Raw genomic sequence first — 20,052 nt, 5'->3', positions numbered from 1 at the left:
GTACTTACCGCAAATCTTCCTCAAATATCAGCCAAATATCGGCAAGTTGTTTTGCGAGTGGGTGCCATTTTTGGGTATAATGCGCGCACTATCTGCAGAATTAACACGACCGACTCGCTTTTCTACTGACTGACCTTCATTCCCTACAAATTTGTGAGATGACCATGAGTAATAAGCCTTCTTTAAGCTACAAAGATGCTGGCGTTGATATTGATGCTGGCGATGCGTTGGTTCAACGTATTAAATCAGTGGCAAAAGCCACCTCTCGTCCTGAGGTTGTGGGCGGACTTGGCGGCTTTGGGGCGCTTTGTCGTATTCCGACAGGTTACACCTCACCTTTATTGGTTTCAGGTACTGATGGTGTGGGTACTAAGCTCAAGCTAGCCTTACAACTGAATCGACATGACACTATCGGTATTGATTTGGTCGCCATGTGTGTCAATGACCTATTGGTTTGCGGTGCAGAGCCATTGTTCTTTTTAGATTATTATGCGACAGGCAAACTCGATATCGATACGGCAGCGACTGTCGTCACCGGTATTGGCGAAGGTTGTAAGCTGTCAAACTGCGCGCTTATCGGCGGCGAAACGGCCGAGATGCCAGGCATGTATCAAGATGATGATTACGATTTGGCTGGATTCTGCGTGGGCGTGGTAGAAGAAAGTGAGGTTATCACGGGTGAAAATGTCGCAGAAGGCGATGTGCTGATCGCCCTTGCCTCAAGTGGCGCACACTCTAACGGTTATTCACTGGTTCGAAAAGTCATTGAAGTCAGTGGTGTTGATGTCACTAACAGTGATGAGCAGCTCGACGGACAACCTATTCAAGACGCCTTGATGGCGCCGACTCGCATCTATGTCAAAGCCATTAAAGCCTTACAAGATACCCTTGGTAGCTCAGCCTTACATGCCATGTCACACATTACTGGTGGTGGCTTGACCGATAATCTCCCTCGTGTGTTGCCAGAAAACTTAGCCGCCAGTATCGACACCAATAGCTGGCAGTTCTCAGAGCTGTTCACGTGGTTGCAAACGCAAGGCAATATCGCCCAAAACGAGATGTACCGCACCTTTAACTGTGGTGTCGGTTTTGTTATCGTCGTTCCTAAAGACAAAGCAGAAGCGGCCATCAATACGTTAAATGACGCTGGTGAAAAGGCGTGGCAGCTGGGCGAAATGGTCAAACGCAGCACTAATGATCAGGCGGATGCCGTGGTGTACCGTTAATGTCCGTTGCTACTGTATCGATTGAAACCAAGCCAACTGAACCCACTACCTCCACTACCAAACCATTAAGAATTGTCGTTTTGGTATCAGGTAGTGGTAGCAACCTGCAAGTGTTGATCGATGCCATGCAAGCAGGTGCGCTACCGATTGAGATCGTAGGTGTCATTAGCAATCGTGAGGATGCTTATGCCATCACACGTGCTAATGCCGCCTCTATTCCAGTGGTCACCCTGTCACACGTTGCTAACGGCAAACGCATGGGGATCAAAACTTTTGAGCGCCATGCTAGTGATCAGTTTATAGCATGGCAACCAGACCTTATTGTCTTAGCGGGCTTTATGCGGGTATTGAGTGCCTCATTTATTGAGAACGCACCAGCACCGATGATTAATTTACATCCCTCTCTGCTGCCTGCTTATAAAGGCCTAGATACCCATCAACGCGCCATACAGGCAGGTGAGCGTCATCATGGCTGTAGTGTTCATGTCGTTACCGCTGAGCTTGACGCTGGCACTGTTTTGACGCAAGGGTTATTAGAAATCAATCAAAAAGAGACTGCTGATAGCCTAAAAACACGCGTACAAAAGCTTGAACATCAACTGCTACCTTGGACGATTTTGTTGCTGGCTAAACGCGCACTATCGCTGAGCCATGATCAATCACTCCATGAGCAGAACACCTTTTTGCCCTCTACCCCTTTAAAGCTATACCTAGACAGTTAGCTCAACAGCAAAGCAGAGGGTCAAAGGTCATAAAAAATCCGTTAGCGTTTACCTACTGTTAGCCACAAAAAAGCCCCGCCACTCAATAATGAATGGTGGGGCTTTCTAGTATTTATAAATTAATAAACACTTAAAACGGCTTAATTATCAAGTGACTCGATACTATTGACCTTTATGTACATGGAGGCCTTTGATATTTACAAACTCTTTGATACCAAAACCACCGTGCTCACGGCCATGTCCTGAATTTTTCACCCCACCGAACGGTAACGCTGGATTTGCAAGACCATAACCATTGATATAGACCATGCCTGTATCAAACTCTTCACGAGCGAGACGGATGGCTTTTTCTTCATCTTTAGAGAAGATAGCACCACCTAAGCCATACCGACTGTCATTGGCAATACGTAAGGCATCGTCTTGATCTTTGGCACGGATGAGCGAGGCGACTGGACCGAACAGCTCGTCGTCATAAGCGGGCTGACCTTTTTTGACATTTTCCAAAATAGTCGCTGGATAAAAGCTACCTTTACCTGCTGGCAGTTGACCACCAACGGATATAGTCGCGCCTTTATTCACGCTTTCCTCTACTTGTTCATGCAACTTCTCTTGTAGATCTTTGCGCGCTAATGGACCAAAGTCGGAGCTTTTATCCATTGGATCGCCGGCTTTTTTGCTTTCAAATTTTTCGATAATGCGTTTACGAAATTCATCGTACACACTATCCACCACGATAAAGCGCTTCGCTGCGACACAGGTTTCGCCATTATTGATAAGGCGCGCTTGAGTACAGGTTTCTACTGCCAGCTCTAGGTCCGCATCTTCTAAAACGATAAAGGCATCATTTGAGCCTAACTCTAACACAGATTTTTTGATTGCTTTTGCTGCTTGTTGACCCACGATGCTCCCTGCGCCGTCACTCCCTGTGAGAGTCACGCCGCGTACTTTATCATGGCCGATCAACTTTTCTGATTGATCATGGTCGATTAAGATGGTACGGAACAAATCGTTTGGTAAATCCGACTCATGGAATATTTTTTCAATCAATAAGCCCGAGCCCGTAACGTTTGAGGCGTGCTTAAGCAGGACACTGTTACCCGCCATTAAGTTGGCGATGGTATAACGGAACACTTGATACGCAGGAAAATTCCAAGGCTGCATACCATAAATCACCCCGATAGGCTGATAAGTCACAATACCTTTTTTCAGACCTTCAATATCTCGCTCATCATCTGTCAGTGCTTCTACGCCCTTCTGAACCGTGTAATCACAAATTCCCTTACACAACTCTATTTCTTGTAGACTCTGACTATAAAGTTTACCACGCTCCTCTGTCATCAGCTTAGACAGCTCTTCTTTATACTTCATTAACGTCTCGCCAATTGAAGTAATGACCTTTGCCCGCTCTTCATGGCTGGTTTTGCGCCACTCTAGGAACGCTTGATGTGAGGCTTCAACAATCTTGTTGACCTCATCTGTGCTCATATAGTTGTATTCTTTGATATCTTCGCCCGTCGCTGGGTTCACTGTAGTAATATCTGCCATTTTTATTGTCCTTATTTATCGAAATTTTGTGTTAACTTAAAAACGTTATCATTTAGAAAAAGAAGATACAGCACTAGAATAGTGTTAACGCTTAAACTGCTAAAAATTAAAAATATCAATCATTATAAAAATTTTAATCATATCTTATAGCTTAACAATAGGCCACGTCTCTGTCTTTTTTCTTAATATGTATTCATCATAACAAAATGCATTGGGAGTAGTTTTACAAGTTATGAAGAAGTGTGCATAAGATGTTAAGAATGTGACGGTGTTATTGATTACGCTTAGGTTTTAGACCAAACGTGTTAACCCATCAGACAAATAAAAAAACCAGCCATAAGGCTGGTTTCGTAAACAATGACGCTAAACTAAGAGACAAATCGCTTAAAACAAGTGGTTCATCACCGGTATGTCTTGCGGTGGGTTCTCTTCTTCATCAACAATTTGGCGAGCTACATGCATGATAAGCTGGCGCAACCAGCGATGGGCAGGGTGATGCTGCAACAAAGGCGACCACGCCATTGTCAGCTCAAACTCAGGAATAAAAAATGGTGGCTCTTCCATTTTTATACTGTCATTATTTGCCTGCATTTTTGCTACGCGAGTGGGTAACGTGGCAATCAAATCTTTGTTTGCTGCTAGCATGGCTGGCATTTGATAATGACGGGTGAAGACACTGATTTGTCTTTTTTGTCCCAAACGTTGCAACGCTTGATCAATAGAACCCAGGCCACCAGATTTTTCTGGATTAACGCCGAACCCCACCCCCATACCCGTTTTAGACACCCACACATGCTGAGCTTTCAGGTAATTTTTTAAATTAAAACGATTGGCATAAGGGCTTTCAGAGGACAACAGACAACTGAAAGTATCACGCCACACCAAAACCTGATGAAAGCTTTGGGGGATCTCATTAAAGCGGTTAATCGCTAAATCCACTCGCCCCTGCTCCATGTCACGATAAGAGACATCCGATGGCGTCAAGAAGTCTAAAATGACATTGGGTGCTTCAGAACGTAACGCTTTGACCAATTTTGGTACCAAAGTGGCTTCTGCATAGTCGGACGTCATAATGCGAAAGACGCGCGAGGTACTATAAGGTCGAAATTCAGTACGCGGCTCTAACACTTGCGTCAAATCTGCAAGTATCTCACGAATACGAGGTTGCAGCTCTAAAGCCCGCTCAGTCGGCGTCATCCCCTCAGACGAACGAACAAGTAATGGATCATTAAACAGTTTACGTAAACGCCGTAAAATATTACTCATCGCAGGTTGGGTAATACCAAGCTGCTCGGCTGCGCGAGTCACATTTTTTTCTCGTAGCAGCACATCTAAGTGTACCAATAAATTTAAATCTACTCGCTGCAAATTCATATGTCGTTCTCTTAGCCTTGGAATAAATGCCGTTATCAGCGTGGCACTTTTAATGCTGCTTTCATCATTTACAGTCTATCACAATGTGATTTCGCTATTTTTTATCTGATTTCGTCTGTTTTTCACTCAATACAACCCAATATTATCAACGTAAGATGCTGTTATTATTATATTATAAACAATGAAAATACCCAAGATAATTATCATAAATTAGATAAATCTTGGTAAGGCAGTTATAGTGAGTCTCATAGATGATTGGTAACACAGACAATAAAATCTGGTTTTATACGCTCACTACCGTCACTTGAATGACCCAACCCTATAGTACGTTAAAGGTCATAAACGGTAGAAAATAGAAAAATATTATTAGGTGACGATTTATAAGGACTGCACATTAGTGCCTTAACACGATTCATTGATCGTACTGATCCGCTATTATTGTAACATTTCTTGTCGCCAATTGTGACACCGTGGGCCAATAAATAGCGTCAGCCCCTTAGAACGCATTAGTATCTCTGTCCTTTTCCATCGGTCACCCATTATTTTTTAACTCATGAGTTCAGCCATTTGCTTGTATTAGAGGATGGGTTTGGTTAGGGTAAAGAAAGCGTTAACTGATAGCTTATCCGTATATCGCACTTTACGAAGATGTCACCACCCTTGATAAAAGCCTGAGCATACCCTTTTTTAGTAAAGCCAAATTTTTTAGTCACACACAATCGTCATTATTTTAGCCCTTAATTTCTTTTTTACACCCCACCAAGGAGACTATAGATGTCAACTGCATATAAATCAGCGATCGATTTAGTACGTGAATTAAAGCAAAAGCACGGTAACTGGCAAAATATCAGCGAAACCGATGCAGCACGTATGATGTCACAAAACCGTTTTAAAACCGGTTTAGATATCGCAAAATATACTGCAAAAATCATGCGTCAAGACATGGAAGACTATGACAATGATACGTCTCAATACACCCAGTCTTTAGGTGCGTGGCATGGTTTTGTGGCTCAGCAAACCATGTATGCTAAGAAAAAATACTTTGGTACGACCGCTAAAACTTACATCTACCTATCAGGCTGGATGGTAGCAGCCCTACGTTCTGAGTTTGGTCCTCTTCCTGACCAATCTATGCACGAAAAAACATCAGTACCTAAGCTAATCGAAGAAATCTACACCTTCTTGCGCCAAGCTGATGCTAAAGTATTGAATGATTATTTCCGTGAGCTAAACGCTGCTGAAGAAGCCGGTCAAGATACTTCAGCTATCCTAGAAAAAATCGAAAACTTTGATTCGCATGTGGTGCCAATCATTGCTGATATCGATGCAGGTTTTGGTAATGAAGAAGCAACTTACCTATTAACAAAGCAAATGATCGAAGCGGGTGCTTGTGCTATTCAGGTTGAGAACCAAGTCTCTGACGCTAAGCAGTGTGGTCACCAAGCGGGTAAAGTCACAGTACCGCACGAAGACTATATCGCTAAAATCAACGCGATTCGTTATGCTTTCTTAGAGCTTGGTGTTGAAGACGGTGTGATCGTTGCCCGTACTGACTCTGAAGGCGCATCGTTGACTCAAAAGATCCCAGTATCTCAAGAGCCAGGCGACCTTGCTTCTAAATACATCGATTTTATCGAAATGGAAGAAGTGTCTCTTGAAGAAGCAAAAGAGAACGACAGCTTGCTTAAGCACAACGGCAAACTAGTACGTCCAGTACGTTTGGCCAACGGTCTATATCAGTTCCGCGAAGAAACGAACATCGACCGCGTGGTACTTGACTGTGTAACAGCGTTAGAAAATGGTGCCGATCTATTATGGATCGAAACCCCTACTCCAGACGTAGAACACATCAAAATGATGGTTGATCGTATTAAAGAGCAGCAGCCTAAAGCGAAGCTTGTTTATAACAACAGCCCATCATTCAACTGGACGCTTAACTTCCGTAAGCAAATCATCGCTCAGTGGGAAGAAGAAGGCAAAGACATCTCTAAGTACAACAAAGATGACTTGATGAGTGCAGATTATGACGGTACTGAGTTAGATCAAGCTGCTGATGTCGCGGCTCAAAACTTCCAACGTGATGCATCACGTGAAGCTGGTGTGTTCCATCACTTAATCACCCTACCTACTTATCACACCACTGCTCTTAGCGTTCATGAACTTGCTAAAGGCTACTTCGGTGAAGAAGGTATGCTTGCTTATGCAGCTGGTGTACAACGTAAAGAGATCCGTGAAGGCATCGCTTGTGTGAAGCACCAAGCAATGGCAGGTTCTGACCTTGGCGATGACCACAAAGAGATCTTCTCAGGTGAAAATGCCCTTAAAGCTGGCGGCGGCAAGAACACAATGAACCAGTTCTAATAACCGACAGCCTGTAAATACAAGTTACAAAAAAAGCCGCTCTACGAGATGTAGAGCGGCTTTTTTATTGCGGTTTAAATAACGGTAGAATGGTAGACTAATAATTGTTAATCAAAGCCATCAGTCAGAATATTAAGGAGCCGTCATGCAAGAGATAGAGCTGAAGTTTTTAGTACCCGACTCACGATTAAAAGGGTTGATGCGCCAAGCAAAAGTTAAATCTTCACAGGTGACGCAACTGGCTGCCCACTATTACGACACGCCGGATCAACAACTGGCACAAGCTGGTATTGGCCTTCGTATTCGTAAAGAGGGCGATACCTGGGTGCAAACCATTAAGGCAGGTGGCGATGGTATTGCCGCCCGTTTAGAGCATAACGCCGAGTTAGACAGTGAACAGGTACAAGCGATGCTAGACAATAATGCGCTCAAGCCTGATTTGACCATCTACAAAGATACTGCAATCGCCCCAGCTTTAGAGGACTTTAAGCTCAAAAAGTTAGCAAAAACACTGACACGATTGTACGTCACTGATGTACAGCGCACCACAAGATTGCTCACAGAAAACGATAGTGATGACACTGATAACCAGATTGAGATGGCATACGATCATGGAGAGATCATCCATGGTAATGACGACACCCAGCGAGACACGATTCAAGAGATTGAGTTTGAGTTGGTGGCAGGAGATTTAGACTTTTTATTTATGACCGCCAAAACATGGTGTAAGCGCTACAAACTCTGCTTGTCTACCGTGACTAAAGCCGAACGCGGTGGCCTGCTCATCAAAAACCAAAACCACAGTCGCGCGGTTGGCGCTGACCTCAGTCAGCTAAACATCAATAAAAAAATCAGCATGCCCGCCTTTGTACGGGCAGCAGTACATAATTGTTTGTTGCAAATACTGCCGAACAGCAGTGCTATCGTAGCCGGTAGCATGGACAATGAGCACGTTTTACAACTGCATAACGGTATCAGTCGTTTGTGTACGGCCATAACGGCGTTTACCAGTTTCTCTGACGAGATCAATCCTGACTGGCAGCCGATACTCAAGCAAACCGCCACATTACTTGGCGATCATAGAGAACTGACTTATCTGGCAGACAACATCGAGCCTCAGCTACAGGAACTAGGCTCGCCTGTAGTCGACTGGACAACCGATATCGATGCGCTCAAAATTAAGCCAGTAGACGTGGCACGCGCCAATGACTTTCAGCTCACTTTACTAGAGCTGATCGCCTTTACCATGAGTGACCCAAGCCTTGAACCCCAAGCTGATAAGCCCGCCATTGACAAGCTCACCAAGGTTCTGTCCAAGCAACATAAAAAATTACTCAAAGTCGATAAGACACTGGTTGATGACAACAATGCTGAGTGTACTGAGCCTGATAGTACGGACACACAAAACATTGATGCAGAAGACAATGATGACGCACAAGCCCAATATCAGTTGCGCTGTCATATAGAAGAGTTACGCCATATCAGTGAGTTTTCCGTGCCCTTATTTCATAAAAAAGGGTCTAAAAAGACAATCAAACGCTGGCTAAAACGTTTGAAAAAAGCGCAAAAGGCGTTAGATCGGGGTCATGCTCACACGCAATATCAACAGCATTATCAATTAAAATCAGCATCAGAGTCTAACGCCTTATATGGTGCGGGTTGGTTTGCGGCAAAACAAGAAAAAGACCCTAAACGCATTGAAAAACGCTTAGACAAAGTGAGAAACGCCTCGATATTTTGGTAAGTACCCTTAAAAACAATCATCAAAACATCGCGTAAAAAAGACAGCTCGCTTTATAAGGGCTGTCTTTCCTTACGTAACTGTTGTTTTTAGTGCTAAGTCATTAGCTATCCAAACCGAGTACTTTCATGCGCTCACTAACAGGCTGATAGCTTTTTTCTCCAGCAGGCTCACCAATACTGCCAAATGGCATTTGTGCAACCAACTCCCAGCTCTCTGGAATAGCAAAAGCCGCCGCTGCCTCTTCATCGATAAGCGGATTGTAGTGCTGTAGATTGGCACCGACATTTAATGTGCGTAGCTCTGTCCACATCGCGTACTGATGCATCGCTGAGGTGTGCTGGGCCCAAACAGGGAATTTATCGGCATATAGGGCAAACTTTTCCTGTAGCGACTTAGTCACATTTTTATCTTCATAAAACAGTATCGTGCCAGCCGCGGCACGAAAACCATCCAGTTTTTGTTTGCTACTAGAAAAATCACCATCACCCACCGCCTCACGTAACTTTTCTTCTGTGATGTCCCACAAGTGCTGATGTTGCTCACCAAACAATACCACTAAGCGTGACGACTGTGAGTTAAAGGCTGAAGGAGTATGCAATAAAACCCGTTCTGCCATATTGACAATCGCTTGCGGCTCTACTGGCAAGTCGCTGCCTAAATCATAGATAGAACGGCGCTCATCAAAGGCTTGCTGTAAGGTGACCAGACTTTCTGTAGACATTATTATTATCCTTATGGTTATAGTTATGATGACTTATCACTATGATGGAATAGAAACTGAGTAAACAACGTTCCCCATACCGCATTCATCACTAGTGATTAAGTACCATCTTATTATATCCACACGCTTAATGAAAACTTCACCATATTAAGTAGGTTTTATTCATAAATTTGTAAAACAATCTTGTCTCATACCACTCAATTAGTGATGATCGTTCAATCAAAATTAATCAGCAACGATCGTGACTGGCGTCCCTTCTTCAACTTGCTCAAACAGCTCAATAATATCTGTATTACGCATACGCACGCAGCCATGTGAGAGCGGCACACCCATTGGCTCGCTGTCTGGTGTCCCATGAATATAGATATAGCGCTGATAAGTGTCGCAGCTACCCTGACTGTTACTACCTGTGTTAATTCCTTTTTCCAAACCCCTCAACCATAAAATACGGCTCAGTATCCAGTCGCGCTCAGGATGTAGCGCACCAAGAGCCGCGCTATATCTCTCCCCAGTCGGCTCGCGTCCCACAAACACGGCGTTTATAGGAGAGCGATCGCCTATTTTTTCTGCAATGATATGTTGTCCAAGCGGCGTACAACCGCTATCTTGCTGTCCACCAATACCGTTTTTAGCAGTAGACACTGGGTACTTAGTCACTTCGGTTTGTTGCTGATATATCGTCAACGTCTGCTCAGCAATGTTAATAACTAACTGTTTATCAATTTTCTGGATGTTTTTCATAAGACTTCCCACGGTGGTTCACAGTACGGCGAATAGCATTATCAAGCAAAATGATAGAAAATTTCTATTATTAAGGGATTGTGTCAAGGCTTTTGGCCCCGTAAGATAGGGACACACTTTTTGATGCTAGCAGATTATGACGACTATTTCACCGACACGTGTGTCGATGTATGATTTTCTATATCAAGATACTATACCTATGCTGTCCCTGTTGGCAGATGCCGCCCAGCTATCATTACCACAAGCGCGATTAGCGATGGACGCCAGCTTACAGGCCATTATTAGTGCGCTTCTTTCTTATCATCAGCACCATCAAGGGCAAGCGGTCAGCAAAAAACTGTTTGGACGTAGCGCGGTCAAAGAGCTACGTCAGTATAATTCTATGAATTTTGCGACGATCAACGCGACGTTGTATCATCGCCATGATGCCGCGGACGCCATATTTCATGACAGTGCGCGTGTGATCAAAGCGTGCGATCATATTGCCACAAAAATCGACGTATCAGCGCAAAAAATCCAAATTTTACTAACTGCTTTATGCGTGATCGTACTACGCGAACTGGCGATCTTAGCAGAATACAGTCAACTTGACATTGATGAGATTAATAAATGGTTTGCCTTACAACCACAATTTTTAGCGGCAGCACGCTTTACAGCGGAGCAGGCGCCAGCGGTATCTACCACATTACCGGACAATGAGAACGGGAATGACAACGGGTCTACCGCACTAGCAGCGTCTGTAGAAAACAACGCAGAGAATGCCGCAGAGCATAAACCATTAAACGCTGAACAGCCATTAATCACCCCGCCACCTTTTGACCCTTACTGGTATGAGCTGACCTCATATCAGCCTAAAAAACAGGACCCCGTCCAAGACATGCAGATGGCAACTGGCAATTATTTAAAAGCCATCGGGCGCTCACCTGATAACTTGCCGCAAGGACGCCATAATGACACGTTAGTGTTTGCAGAAATGCGCGCCATTACGTTACCGCATCAACGCTGGTTGCTGCAGCTTGCTAAAATATCTGATATCTATTTAAGTCGCAATCGACTACGGGTGAACTCTGAACCTGCCAATCCACCAAAACCACCTTTGGTTAGCTTGGGGTTGATCGGTGGTAATAGCGACAATACCCCCACCACGATTAGTGAGAAACCGATTGAATACGAGGCAACAACGCCTCTCTGGAAAAACCCCGTTATACTCATCATTATTCTGGTCATCGGTGTACTGGGTGCCCTCGCTACCCTTAAATACCAAACGCAAAGATCTGATGGGGTTATTCTGGCAACAGAAGAGGTATTGGAGCAAGACGCTATCAATGAGCGTGAGCAACAAGATGTTGCTATTGTCAGGGTAGACGAAGACGAACCTGACAGTGAAGCTGCCGTAAAAGACCACTAGAAAAGAATGGCAATCCATCATTTGTGCGTAAAACTGCCTTGATAAAAGCCTAATCGCCATAAAAAAACAGAGGCACTATATCAATAGTGCCTCTGTGTCTTATATAAGTATTAGCGCTTTATGAACCACTAAGCCGTGACAAACTTACTTTGATAAGTCGCGACCACGGCTCGCTTCGATCGCTAGACGTAGACCGTTTAGACGGATAAAGCCTTCTGCGTCTTTTTGATCGTAAGCGCCTGCATCGTCTTCAAAAGTCGCGATCTTTTCATCAAACAACGAATCATCTGACTTACGACCGACTACGCTTACGCTGCCTTTATAGAGCTTCACACGTACTGTTCCGTTGACGTATTCTTGCGACTTGTCAATCAATGCTTGCAACATCATACGCTCAGGGCTGAACCAGTAGCCGTTGTAGATGATTTTTGCATAGCGTGGCATGAGCTCATCTTTTAGATGGGCGGCTTCGCGATCAAGCGTTAGTGACTCGATACCGCGATGGGCTTTGAGCATGATGGTGCCAGCTGGCGTCTCGTAGCAACCACGTGACTTCATACCGACGTAACGGTTTTCAACGATATCTAAACGACCAATACCGTGCTTACCGCCGATTTCATTCAGCTTAATCATCACCTCATAAGGCTTAAGCGCCTCACCATCGATGGCAACGATATCGCCTTTTTTGTACTCTATTTCTAGATACTGCGCCTCATCAGGTGCTTGTTCTGGGCTGACAGACCAGCGCCACATGTCTTCTTCTGCTTCGGCATATGGATCTTCTAAAATACCACCTTCATAAGAGATGTGTAGAAGGTTGGCATCCATTGAGTAAGGAGATTTTTTTGTATTGCCCGCATAGTCAATCGCAATGTCATGCTCTTTGGCATATTGCATTAAGCTTTCACGGCTCGATAAATCCCATTCACGCCAAGGAGCAATCGTCACAACATCTGGTGACAAGGCAACAGCGCCCAGCTCAAAACGTACTTGATCGTTCCCTTTACCGGTCGCACCATGGCTGATGGCATCGGCATTGTGCTCTTTTGCAATCTCAACCAAACGCTTGGCAATCAACGGCCGCGCGATAGAAGTGCCTAGTAAATACTCACCTTCATAGATGGCATTGGCACGGAACATGGGAAACACGTAATCACGCGCAAATTCTTCACGTAAGTCTTCGATGTAGATGTTTTTGATACCCATGGCCTTAGCCTTCGCGCGTGCTGGCTCAACTTCTTCACCCTGACCGATGTCCGCGGTAAAGGTAATCACTTCTGCATCGTAGGTTTCTTGCAGCCATTTAGCAATGATGGAGGTATCGAGGCCACCTGAATATGCCAATACGATTTTATTAATATTTTTTGGATCAAGTTGAGCCATGAATAACTCCTATTATGAAATGTAGTTTTAGTGAAAGCGCTAAGATTCAAACAAAAGATAAATTACTTGCTCAGTGTACATCATATTTACTATAGGCAAAAGTGCCACTGCTATAAGGCGCGAGCTTTTGGTCTAACTTTTGCGTTAGCGCACTGTAACCATCTGTACTTAAGTGCTGTTTAATGCAAAAAAGTTAAAAAAGTCATTTATGAATTATGTGTCGATAGTGAGCGGCATATTTAGTCAAGTAGGCAAATCTGTTATGATAAGCACACAGCACCCCTCCCCTTTATCCCCATATATGACGACACAGAGCGCTACGACATTATGACTGATTCGATTAGAGAATTGACCCTCCTTCAGCCAGACGATTGGCACATTCATCTGCGTGACGGCAAAGCGTTGAGCACGACCGTACCTCACGCTGCAAGCAGCTTTAACCGTGTCATTTGCATGCCAAACCTCGTGCCACCAGTTAAGCATGTCGATGACGCGCTTGCCTATCGTGCCCGTATCGTAGAGCAGCTACAGGCCAGTGATCTGAGTGCTGAGCGAAAAGCCGCCTTTGATCCGCGTATGACCTTATATTTAACAGACCACACCAGCGTACAAGATATTGAAATGGCCGCGCGGTCAGGTATCGTGCAAGCAGTCAAGCTCTATCCTGCGGGAGCAACCACCAACTCTGCTGATGGCGTCACTGATATCAATGCTTGCGTCGATGTTTTTGAAGCGCTAGAAAAATACAATTTGCCCTTATTACTCCATGGCGAAGTCACTCAAGATCATGTAGATATTTTCGACCGTGAGAAACGTTTTTTAGATGAGGTATTGGCACAAATTATCGTCAAATTCCCCACGTTAAAAATCGTCATGGAACACATTACCACCAGTGATGCAGCAGATTTTGTCTTGGCTCAAGGCAACCAAATTGCAGCCACCATTACGCCGCAACATCTCATGTTTAACCGCAACCATCTATTGGTCGGTGGCATCAAACCACATTTTTATTGCTTACCTATCTTAAAGCGTGAAAGCCATCAAAGAGTGTTATTAGACGTCGCGACCAGTGGCAATCCAAAGTTCTTCTTAGGCACTGACTCTGCCCCGCATGCGACGGATAAAAAAGAAGCGGCTTGCGGCTGTGCAGGCTGCTATAGCGCTGCTACTGCGTTGCCACTATACGCCACCGCTTTTGATAGTGTCGGCAAAATAGACAAACTAGAGGGCTTTGCCAGCCGTTTTGGCGCCCAGTTTTATGGCCTACCAGTCAATGAGAGTACGATTACTCTGGTCAACACGCCTATGCAAGTGCCAGCAGACTATCCTTATTTTGATGGTGGACGACTCACACCGCTGATGGCTGGTGAGATACTACCTTGGTCTCTTAAAGCGTAACGCTGATTAAGTAAGACTACCCACACTTAATCCTATGATATAAATGACGCCTGCTAGTAAGCGGTGTGACTTATATCATAGGATGATTCTTATGTAATTCAATATAACAGTACGACTGATAAAAGCGATTTAACCTGATATGACCATTCAAAATGACGCCACCCTATCTGACGGTAACTCAGCAAGTAATTTAGACAACCCCTTAGAAAATAGTCTCAAGGTTGCTGCAAGCAGTCATACAGAAGAGACGGCAACAGCAGAACAAGTGCCAATGAGCTTAAAAGACCGTTTTCGTAAGTTTTTGCCTGTCGTCGTGGATGTTGAGACAGCAGGTTTTAATGCGCAAACGGATGCCCTATTAGAAATCGCTTGTATTCCGGTACTCCTTAATGAGCAAGGTGTCTTTTATCCAGGTGAGGCCTTTAATGCGCATATAGAGCCTTTCGAGGGCGCAAATTTAGAACCAAGCGCGCTTGCCTTTACGGGTATCGATCCTAAAAACCCACTGCGTAAAGCGATTGCCGAAGATGAAAAAACGGCCCTACGCCGTATTTTTAAGGGCTTAAAAGAAGTGCGCCGTGCTGAAGACTGCCGTCAGTGCGTCTTAATTGGACACAATGCCCATTTTGATTTGGCATTTTTAAATGCGGCGGTGCTACGTACCAACAGCAAAAACCACAACCCTTTTCATAATTTTTCAGTATTTGATACCGTGACCTTATCAGCATTAGCGTTTGGCCAGACAGTGTTGGCACGTGCTTGTAAGGCAGCGGGGCTGGATTTCGATGGTAAAGATGCCCATTCTGCTCTGTATGATACGCAAAAAACTGCCGAGCTGTTTTGTCACATTTTAAATCACTACCCTATGCTAACGAATGCGATGCATGCTGAGCAGACCAAAGAAGAAACGGTCGACAGTGAAAGTAAATAAGTCACTTATCACACATCACATGTTGCTAACCTTTCATAATAGTGCTATTTGTAATACTTGATGACTTTAACATCTTAGTGTTGCAATCAATAGGGAATGATTGACGTCAGCATAAGCAGGTAAGCCTCTTATCCAAGCGTTGAGTAGGCGGTTTGGACCAATAGCTCAAAGGTTAGGACGAGTGGTTGGCCGGTAAAAATCTACGTTAAAACGATGTCGTCGTACCCTACAGATGGTTTCAGTTGCCCACACTGCCTTGATAGCGAAAGCTCTTATGCTATCGAGGCTTAATAGGAGGGACTTTATCATGGATCCACAGCTCAAATTATGGGGTACTATTCTCGGTTATATGCTGCTCGCGCTGACCATTAGCGCTTGTACTTCTTTATGGATTCGGCACCATTTAAAGCGTAATGACTTGCATCCTCGCCGTGCCATCAAAAAAAGATATTTAATTTTAAAAAGAAGAAGAAAAAGGCTTGACAGAAAACGTGGACGCTATTAGAATACGCACCACTTCAGCATAAATGGTGAAAGCAGTTGAAGTGTTGTTACTAGTCCCCATCGTCTAGAGGCCTAGGACACCGCCCTTTCACGGCGGTAACGGGGGTTCGAATCCCCCTGGGGACGCCACTATTTGGCGTCACTTATTAGCAAGTTTGCAGTAAAGCACTCAATAAGACTAATAAGCGTACCACCAAAAAGCCCAATCACAACGTATCGTGATTGGGCTTTTTTATGCCTGTTTGTTTCTACTCTCTTAGCAGCTCTCTTATTACCGCCAGTCTTAGTAGCTCTAGCGTCTAACGGTTTACTATACATCACCCCTAAGATAACATGACTGTAGTTATCCAAATAAAAAAGCCAGCACAGAATGCTGACTTTTACGATCCAATACGATTTATACAACAAACATCCAATTTTACTTTATAGCAGCAACCAGAGTAATGCTAATACAATTAAGCCACCAAGTATGGTCTGTATTAAGAAAAAGGCCTGATGCTGCCCTACTACCTTACCCAACGTTATACCTAACGTATTGTACTTTATAGGCTGCGTATCCGTATCTCCGCTTCTGACTTGTTCTTCGTAATAGCCTTGCAAAATGTCTAAAAACTGCTGACATTCATTAGTGTCCCAACGATCGGGCTTAAATGGCATAAATGGTTTAAGCTTAGGCTCATTAATCATCCAACGTTCAAGCGTAATAGAGCGTAGTGACCAACCGGCAAAACGGCGTTCTGCCAGTGCTGAAAAATCTAGTATTTGTAAGTCCTTGTGTCGATCATCTACCAACAAGCGATTCTTAAGATTGGTCAATGCTTGCTCAGTACCTTCCACACATTGTAAGAAGTAGCCATTGCCGTAGCAAAGAATACCAGTAATATTATCCACTTTGTTATGCTTAATTGCGACTTCTGCGATGTCGTTAAGCGTGCTGGAATTTGAAAGACCAGTCGAAGTAATATGGCTCAGATACACAAGCTGGCAGAGATCTGGCGTTACTGGGTTTGTAGAATCATTGATTGTTGACAATCAGCTTCTCCCTATTATTAGGTAAATGTAGCTAAAACAACCATACTAACTTTAGAAAAAAACATAGAGACAAAACCTTTGATCACATCAACTTGGCTTGTATATTATTGATTTTATAAATGTTTATATTAATTGTATTAAGTTGGTTACATCATATGCTAGTTCGGTCATCAAAGCAACATATGTTTATCTTAATTGATTTATTAATAGTACTAAATAGTCGGTCAGGTAGCCATATGTGTGAGCTGCCATACCGTTTGAGCGGCAGTAATAGGGTGAAGTGATAGTACCGTACTGTAGAAAAACTAGGATTGAGCAGCAAGAATCGCTGTTAGGAGTACCGCGTCATCGGGGTACGTCAACTTAATATTTTGGCGACTACCCGTCACTAAGCGAATCGGCAGACTTAAGTGTTCAAAAGCACTGGCTTCATCGGTAATACTAAGTTGCTGCTTAGCCACATGCGTGAGTACTTGTCTTAACTGTCCTAGTCGGAACACTTGCGGCGTTTGTGCTTGCCACGTGTGCGTGCGGTCGATGGTTTGTTTGATATAAAAGGATGGGGTCTGCTCTATATGATCATGTATAAGCTCAGATTGCGGGCTGGGCGGTGTGTAGGATAGTTTTAGGGTATCAGCTACTGGTGTCGCTAAGATAGCGCCATACGGTTCTGTCATTGCCGTTTCAACGACCCGATCAATATCGCAACTAGGCACGGCAGGACGCGCAGCATCATGAATCAGTACTAAATCTGAGTCAGCAGCGCCTGTAAGACTAATGGCCGCGACTCCTGCTTGTACAGATTGCCAACGCTCGGTACCGCCCGTGGCATACGCTACAGGAATCGTAAAATCGAGCGTCTGCGCCGTACGATCATCTGCTGCCACGACCAATAGGCATTGATCTATATAAGCACTACGAGCCAGCCTTGCCACGCTATGCTGTAGCAATGTCTGCCCTTGCAGCATGGTATATTGCTTGGCAATAGACGCCCCAAAACGACTGCCGCGACCAGCAGCAACAATCATGGCATGGACGGTAGGAGTGGTGTTCGTAAGGCAATTTTCATTAATACTCATGGTCTGATCCCATGACAATATGGATAGTCTAGTTGGAGAGAAATGATGGGTAAAATCAGTGGAAGCTTACAGATAAGAACAGGCATGAATATCAGTAACGGCTCATGACCATGAAAAGAGAGGTTAATAACGACTGTGGGTGGTAGGAGCCGTAGACACTTGGACGAAAGTTTCGTTTGGCTTTATCAAACCTAAGTCTAAACGGGCATGCTCTTCTACAGCCTCAAGACCATTTTTTAAGTCATGCACATCGGTGCGTAACAAGTTATTGGCGGTCACTTGGTTTCCATTTAGGCGTTGTTGCTCTTCGATTTGAGACAGCAGTTTATTGTGCTCAAAGCGCCCATTTTCACCCAGCCAATACTGATACTGTAGTCCTAAGAGGACAGCGACGGCTAAAGCGAGAAGTATAAATTGGCTAAAGTATTTCATAAAAGGATAACGCCAAACGATAGAGACAATAAAATAAAAACCAGCTGAGCAATACGTAAACGTCAATGATTACATATTGCTTAGCGTAGGCTATAAGCTTCGCTTATTAACCACGTAAACCGATGAACTCTTCACGACCACGATAGCTGGCACGTACTTGCTGCTCAATGCGTAGCAACTGATTGTATTTTGCAACGCGATCTGAGCGGCATAATGAGCCTGTTTTAATCTGACCGGCCGCAGTACCAACCGCTAAGTCTGCAATGGTGCTGTCTTCAGTTTCGCCTGAACGATGCGAGATAATGGTCGCATAACCATTTTTCTTCGCAAGATAAATCGCATCTAGTGTTTCTGACAGGGTGCCAATCTGATTAAATTTAATCAAAATCGCATTGGCAATATGCTTATCAATCCCTTCTTGCAAGATAGTCGGATTGGTTACAAATAAATCATCGCCGACCAATTGGACTTTATCACCAATCTGCTCGGTCAAATACTTCCAGCCATCCCAGTCTGATTCATCAAGACCATCTTCGATAGAAATAATAGGATATTGACGCGCCAAACCTACTAAGTAGTCTGAGAATCCTTGGCTATCAAACGCTTTATTGCCTTCTCCTGCCAACACATACTGACCATTTTTATAAAATTCACTCGCTGCACAATCTAACGCCAAATGGATATCTTCGCCTGCTTTGTAACCGACTTGCTCAATCGCTTGCATGATGACGGTGATCGCTTCTTCGTTGCTGCGTAGGTTTGGTGCAAAGCCACCTTCATCACCCACTGCTGTATTCAAGCCTTGTGATTTTAGGACAGACTTTAAGCTGTGGAAAATCTCCGTACCCGCTCTTAGGGCTTCTGAAAAGCTTGTGAAGCCAACAGGTTCAATCATGAATTCTTGGATATCAACCGTGTTATCCGCGTGCTCACCACCGTTTAAGATGTTCATCATTGGGACAGGCATCGTCAGCGACGTCTGGTTGCGCAAGTTAGCAATGTACTGATGTAGGGGCAGATTCTGTGATTTGGCTGCCGCTTTGGCAGTCGCGAGAGACACCGCTAGCATGGCATTAGCGCCAAGGCTGTCTTTGTTCTCTGTTCCATCAAGCGCAATCATAGCGTCATCGATGCCTTGTTGCTCAGTGACGTCTTTGTCCATTAGCGCACTGCGAATCTGGCTATTGACATTGGCAACGGCTTTTTTGACCCCTTTACCCATGTAGCGGCCTTTGTCGCCATCACGTAGCTCAAGCGCCTCACGTGAGCCAGTTGACGCGCCACTTGGTGCAGCAGCACGGCCAATCGTGCCATCAGCGAGGATAACATCGGCTTCGATCGTTGGGTTACCGCGCGAGTCGAGAATCTCACGAGCGCGGATGTCTTTAATTGCGGTGACGTTGTTGGTTTCTTCAGCGTACATAATGTCTGTTAATTCCTTTGGTCATGCC

Annotated in this window: 17 protein-coding genes and 1 tRNA gene; 9 read left to right on the top strand and 9 right to left on the bottom strand. The window is 44.4% G+C overall.

All coding sequences use genetic code 11. The features are described from left to right. Nucleotides 1–164 precede the first annotated feature (164 nt). Together purM and purN are read left to right on the top strand one after the other, a co-directional pair. A complete protein-coding gene (gene purM / locus JFC06_RS03605) occupies nucleotides 165–1,226 on the top strand; it encodes a phosphoribosylformylglycinamidine cyclo-ligase (RefSeq protein WP_198334000.1) in 1,062 nt (353 codons plus the stop codon). Further along, a complete protein-coding gene (purN, locus tag JFC06_RS03600) occupies nucleotides 1,226–1,948 on the top strand; it encodes a phosphoribosylglycinamide formyltransferase (RefSeq protein WP_198333999.1) in 723 nt (240 codons plus the stop codon). The genes purM and purN overlap by 1 nt, the downstream gene beginning before the upstream one ends. Before the next feature lie 162 nt (nucleotides 1,949–2,110). On the opposite strand, the gene JFC06_RS03595 is transcribed toward purN, so the two are convergent. Beyond that, nucleotides 2,111–3,493, bottom strand: coding sequence for an NAD-dependent succinate-semialdehyde dehydrogenase (locus JFC06_RS03595; RefSeq protein WP_198333998.1), 1,383 nt, complete (start codon nucleotides 3,491–3,493; stop codon nucleotides 2,111–2,113). Nucleotides 3,494–3,877: 384 nt separating this feature from the next. Continuing rightward, on the bottom strand, nucleotides 3,878–4,867 hold the full coding sequence (locus tag JFC06_RS03590) for a LysR family transcriptional regulator (protein WP_193006117.1): 990 nt from the start codon (nucleotides 4,865–4,867) through the stop codon (nucleotides 3,878–3,880). A 774-nt stretch (nucleotides 4,868–5,641) separates the two neighbouring features. Between JFC06_RS03590 and JFC06_RS03585 the strand changes: the two genes are divergently transcribed. Both JFC06_RS03585 and JFC06_RS03580 read left to right on the top strand, forming a co-directional pair. Further along, nucleotides 5,642–7,228 carry an isocitrate lyase gene (locus JFC06_RS03585; RefSeq protein WP_193006116.1) on the top strand — a complete coding sequence of 529 codons (1,587 nt, stop codon included), beginning with the start codon at nucleotides 5,642–5,644 and terminating at the stop codon, nucleotides 7,226–7,228. 145 nt (nucleotides 7,229–7,373) lie between these two features. Continuing rightward, nucleotides 7,374–8,972, top strand: a complete 1,599-nt coding sequence (locus JFC06_RS03580; protein WP_198333997.1) for a CYTH and CHAD domain-containing protein — start codon at nucleotides 7,374–7,376, stop codon at nucleotides 8,970–8,972. 100 nt (nucleotides 8,973–9,072) lie between these two features. Here the strand turns inward: JFC06_RS03580 and JFC06_RS03575 are convergent, their stop codons facing one another. Both JFC06_RS03575 and JFC06_RS03570 read right to left on the bottom strand, forming a co-directional pair. Then, nucleotides 9,073–9,693: a nitroreductase family protein gene (locus tag JFC06_RS03575; protein ID WP_198333996.1), complete on the bottom strand. Its 621-nt coding sequence runs from the start codon at nucleotides 9,691–9,693 to the stop codon at nucleotides 9,073–9,075. 225 nt (nucleotides 9,694–9,918) lie between these two features. Beyond that, complete coding sequence (locus JFC06_RS03570) at nucleotides 9,919–10,434, bottom strand: L,D-transpeptidase (RefSeq protein ID WP_198333995.1); 516 nt, start codon at nucleotides 10,432–10,434, stop codon at nucleotides 9,919–9,921. 136 nt (nucleotides 10,435–10,570) lie between these two features. Between JFC06_RS03570 and JFC06_RS03565 the strand changes: the two genes are divergently transcribed. After that, a complete protein-coding gene (locus JFC06_RS03565; protein WP_198333994.1) occupies nucleotides 10,571–11,842 on the top strand; it encodes a hypothetical protein in 1,272 nt (423 codons plus the stop codon). A 144-nt stretch (nucleotides 11,843–11,986) separates the two neighbouring features. Here the strand turns inward: JFC06_RS03565 and JFC06_RS03560 are convergent, their stop codons facing one another. After that, the gene (locus tag JFC06_RS03560) at nucleotides 11,987–13,225 is read right to left on the bottom strand and encodes an argininosuccinate synthase (RefSeq protein ID WP_198333993.1); all 1,239 of its coding nucleotides are present in this window, start codon (nucleotides 13,223–13,225) and stop codon (nucleotides 11,987–11,989) included. 327 nt (nucleotides 13,226–13,552) lie between these two features. Between JFC06_RS03560 and pyrC the strand changes: the two genes are divergently transcribed. The 4 genes from pyrC (at nucleotide 13,553) to JFC06_RS03540 (ending at nucleotide 16,187) form a co-directional block, all read left to right on the top strand. Then, nucleotides 13,553–14,623, top strand: coding sequence for a dihydroorotase (gene pyrC, locus JFC06_RS03555; RefSeq protein ID WP_198333992.1), 1,071 nt, complete (start codon nucleotides 13,553–13,555; stop codon nucleotides 14,621–14,623). A 271-nt stretch (nucleotides 14,624–14,894) separates the two neighbouring features. Continuing rightward, nucleotides 14,895–15,554, top strand: a complete 660-nt coding sequence (gene rnt / locus JFC06_RS03550; RefSeq protein WP_193006131.1) for a ribonuclease T — start codon at nucleotides 14,895–14,897, stop codon at nucleotides 15,552–15,554. 307 nt (nucleotides 15,555–15,861) lie between these two features. Then, nucleotides 15,862–16,059: a hypothetical protein gene (locus tag JFC06_RS03545; RefSeq protein ID WP_193006109.1), complete on the top strand. Its 198-nt coding sequence runs from the start codon at nucleotides 15,862–15,864 to the stop codon at nucleotides 16,057–16,059. A gap of 52 nt (nucleotides 16,060–16,111) precedes the next feature. Beyond that, nucleotides 16,112–16,187, top strand: a tRNA-Glu gene (locus JFC06_RS03540). Between the two features lie 294 nt (nucleotides 16,188–16,481). On the opposite strand, the gene JFC06_RS03535 is transcribed toward JFC06_RS03540, so the two are convergent. The 4 genes from JFC06_RS03535 to eno form a co-directional block, all read right to left on the bottom strand. Continuing rightward, nucleotides 16,482–17,090, bottom strand: a complete 609-nt coding sequence (locus JFC06_RS03535; protein ID WP_198333991.1) for a BLUF domain-containing protein — start codon at nucleotides 17,088–17,090, stop codon at nucleotides 16,482–16,484. Between the two features lie 305 nt (nucleotides 17,091–17,395). Beyond that, nucleotides 17,396–18,169, bottom strand: coding sequence for a 2-C-methyl-D-erythritol 4-phosphate cytidylyltransferase (ispD, locus tag JFC06_RS03530; RefSeq protein WP_198333990.1), 774 nt, complete (start codon nucleotides 18,167–18,169; stop codon nucleotides 17,396–17,398). Between the two features lie 123 nt (nucleotides 18,170–18,292). Continuing rightward, nucleotides 18,293–18,601 carry an FtsB family cell division protein gene (locus JFC06_RS03525; protein ID WP_193006129.1) on the bottom strand — a complete coding sequence of 103 codons (309 nt, stop codon included), beginning with the start codon at nucleotides 18,599–18,601 and terminating at the stop codon, nucleotides 18,293–18,295. 106 nt (nucleotides 18,602–18,707) lie between these two features. Then, nucleotides 18,708–20,024, bottom strand: coding sequence for a phosphopyruvate hydratase (gene eno, locus JFC06_RS03520; RefSeq protein ID WP_198333989.1), 1,317 nt, complete (start codon nucleotides 20,022–20,024; stop codon nucleotides 18,708–18,710). Nucleotides 20,025–20,052 lie beyond the last annotated feature (28 nt).

Source organism: Psychrobacter namhaensis (assembly GCF_016107545.1).
In the GTDB taxonomy this organism is placed as follows: Bacteria; Pseudomonadota; Gammaproteobacteria; order Pseudomonadales; family Moraxellaceae; genus Psychrobacter; species Psychrobacter namhaensis.
Note: the sequence above shows the minus strand (reverse complement) of the source record. Positions and strands in the feature narration are given on the sequence as shown.

Bases quoted from the DNA above. Each gene is read 5' to 3' on its own strand.
- purM (WP_198334000.1), top strand. From the start codon at position 165: ATGAGTAATAAGCCTTCTTTAAGCTACAAAGATGCTGGCGTTGATATT.
- purN (WP_198333999.1), top strand. From the start codon at position 1,226: ATGTCCGTTGCTACTGTATCGATTGAAACCAAGCCAACTGAACCCACT.
- JFC06_RS03595 (WP_198333998.1), bottom strand. From the start codon at position 3,493: ATGGCAGATATTACTACAGTGAACCCAGCGACGGGCGAAGATATCAAA.
- JFC06_RS03590 (WP_193006117.1), bottom strand. From the start codon at position 4,867: ATGAATTTGCAGCGAGTAGATTTAAATTTATTGGTACACTTAGATGTG.
- JFC06_RS03585 (WP_193006116.1), top strand. From the start codon at position 5,642: ATGTCAACTGCATATAAATCAGCGATCGATTTAGTACGTGAATTAAAG.
- JFC06_RS03580 (WP_198333997.1), top strand. From the start codon at position 7,374: ATGCAAGAGATAGAGCTGAAGTTTTTAGTACCCGACTCACGATTAAAA.
- JFC06_RS03575 (WP_198333996.1), bottom strand. From the start codon at position 9,693: ATGTCTACAGAAAGTCTGGTCACCTTACAGCAAGCCTTTGATGAGCGC.
- JFC06_RS03570 (WP_198333995.1), bottom strand. From the start codon at position 10,434: ATGAAAAACATCCAGAAAATTGATAAACAGTTAGTTATTAACATTGCT.
- JFC06_RS03565 (WP_198333994.1), top strand. From the start codon at position 10,571: ATGACGACTATTTCACCGACACGTGTGTCGATGTATGATTTTCTATAT.
- JFC06_RS03560 (WP_198333993.1), bottom strand. From the start codon at position 13,225: ATGGCTCAACTTGATCCAAAAAATATTAATAAAATCGTATTGGCATAT.
- pyrC (WP_198333992.1), top strand. From the start codon at position 13,553: ATGACTGATTCGATTAGAGAATTGACCCTCCTTCAGCCAGACGATTGG.
- rnt (WP_193006131.1), top strand. From the start codon at position 14,895: ATGAGCTTAAAAGACCGTTTTCGTAAGTTTTTGCCTGTCGTCGTGGAT.
- JFC06_RS03545 (WP_193006109.1), top strand. From the start codon at position 15,862: ATGGATCCACAGCTCAAATTATGGGGTACTATTCTCGGTTATATGCTG.
- ispD (WP_198333990.1), bottom strand. From the start codon at position 18,169: ATGAGTATTAATGAAAATTGCCTTACGAACACCACTCCTACCGTCCAT.
- JFC06_RS03525 (WP_193006129.1), bottom strand. From the start codon at position 18,601: ATGAAATACTTTAGCCAATTTATACTTCTCGCTTTAGCCGTCGCTGTC.
- eno (WP_198333989.1), bottom strand. From the start codon at position 20,024: ATGTACGCTGAAGAAACCAACAACGTCACCGCAATTAAAGACATCCGC.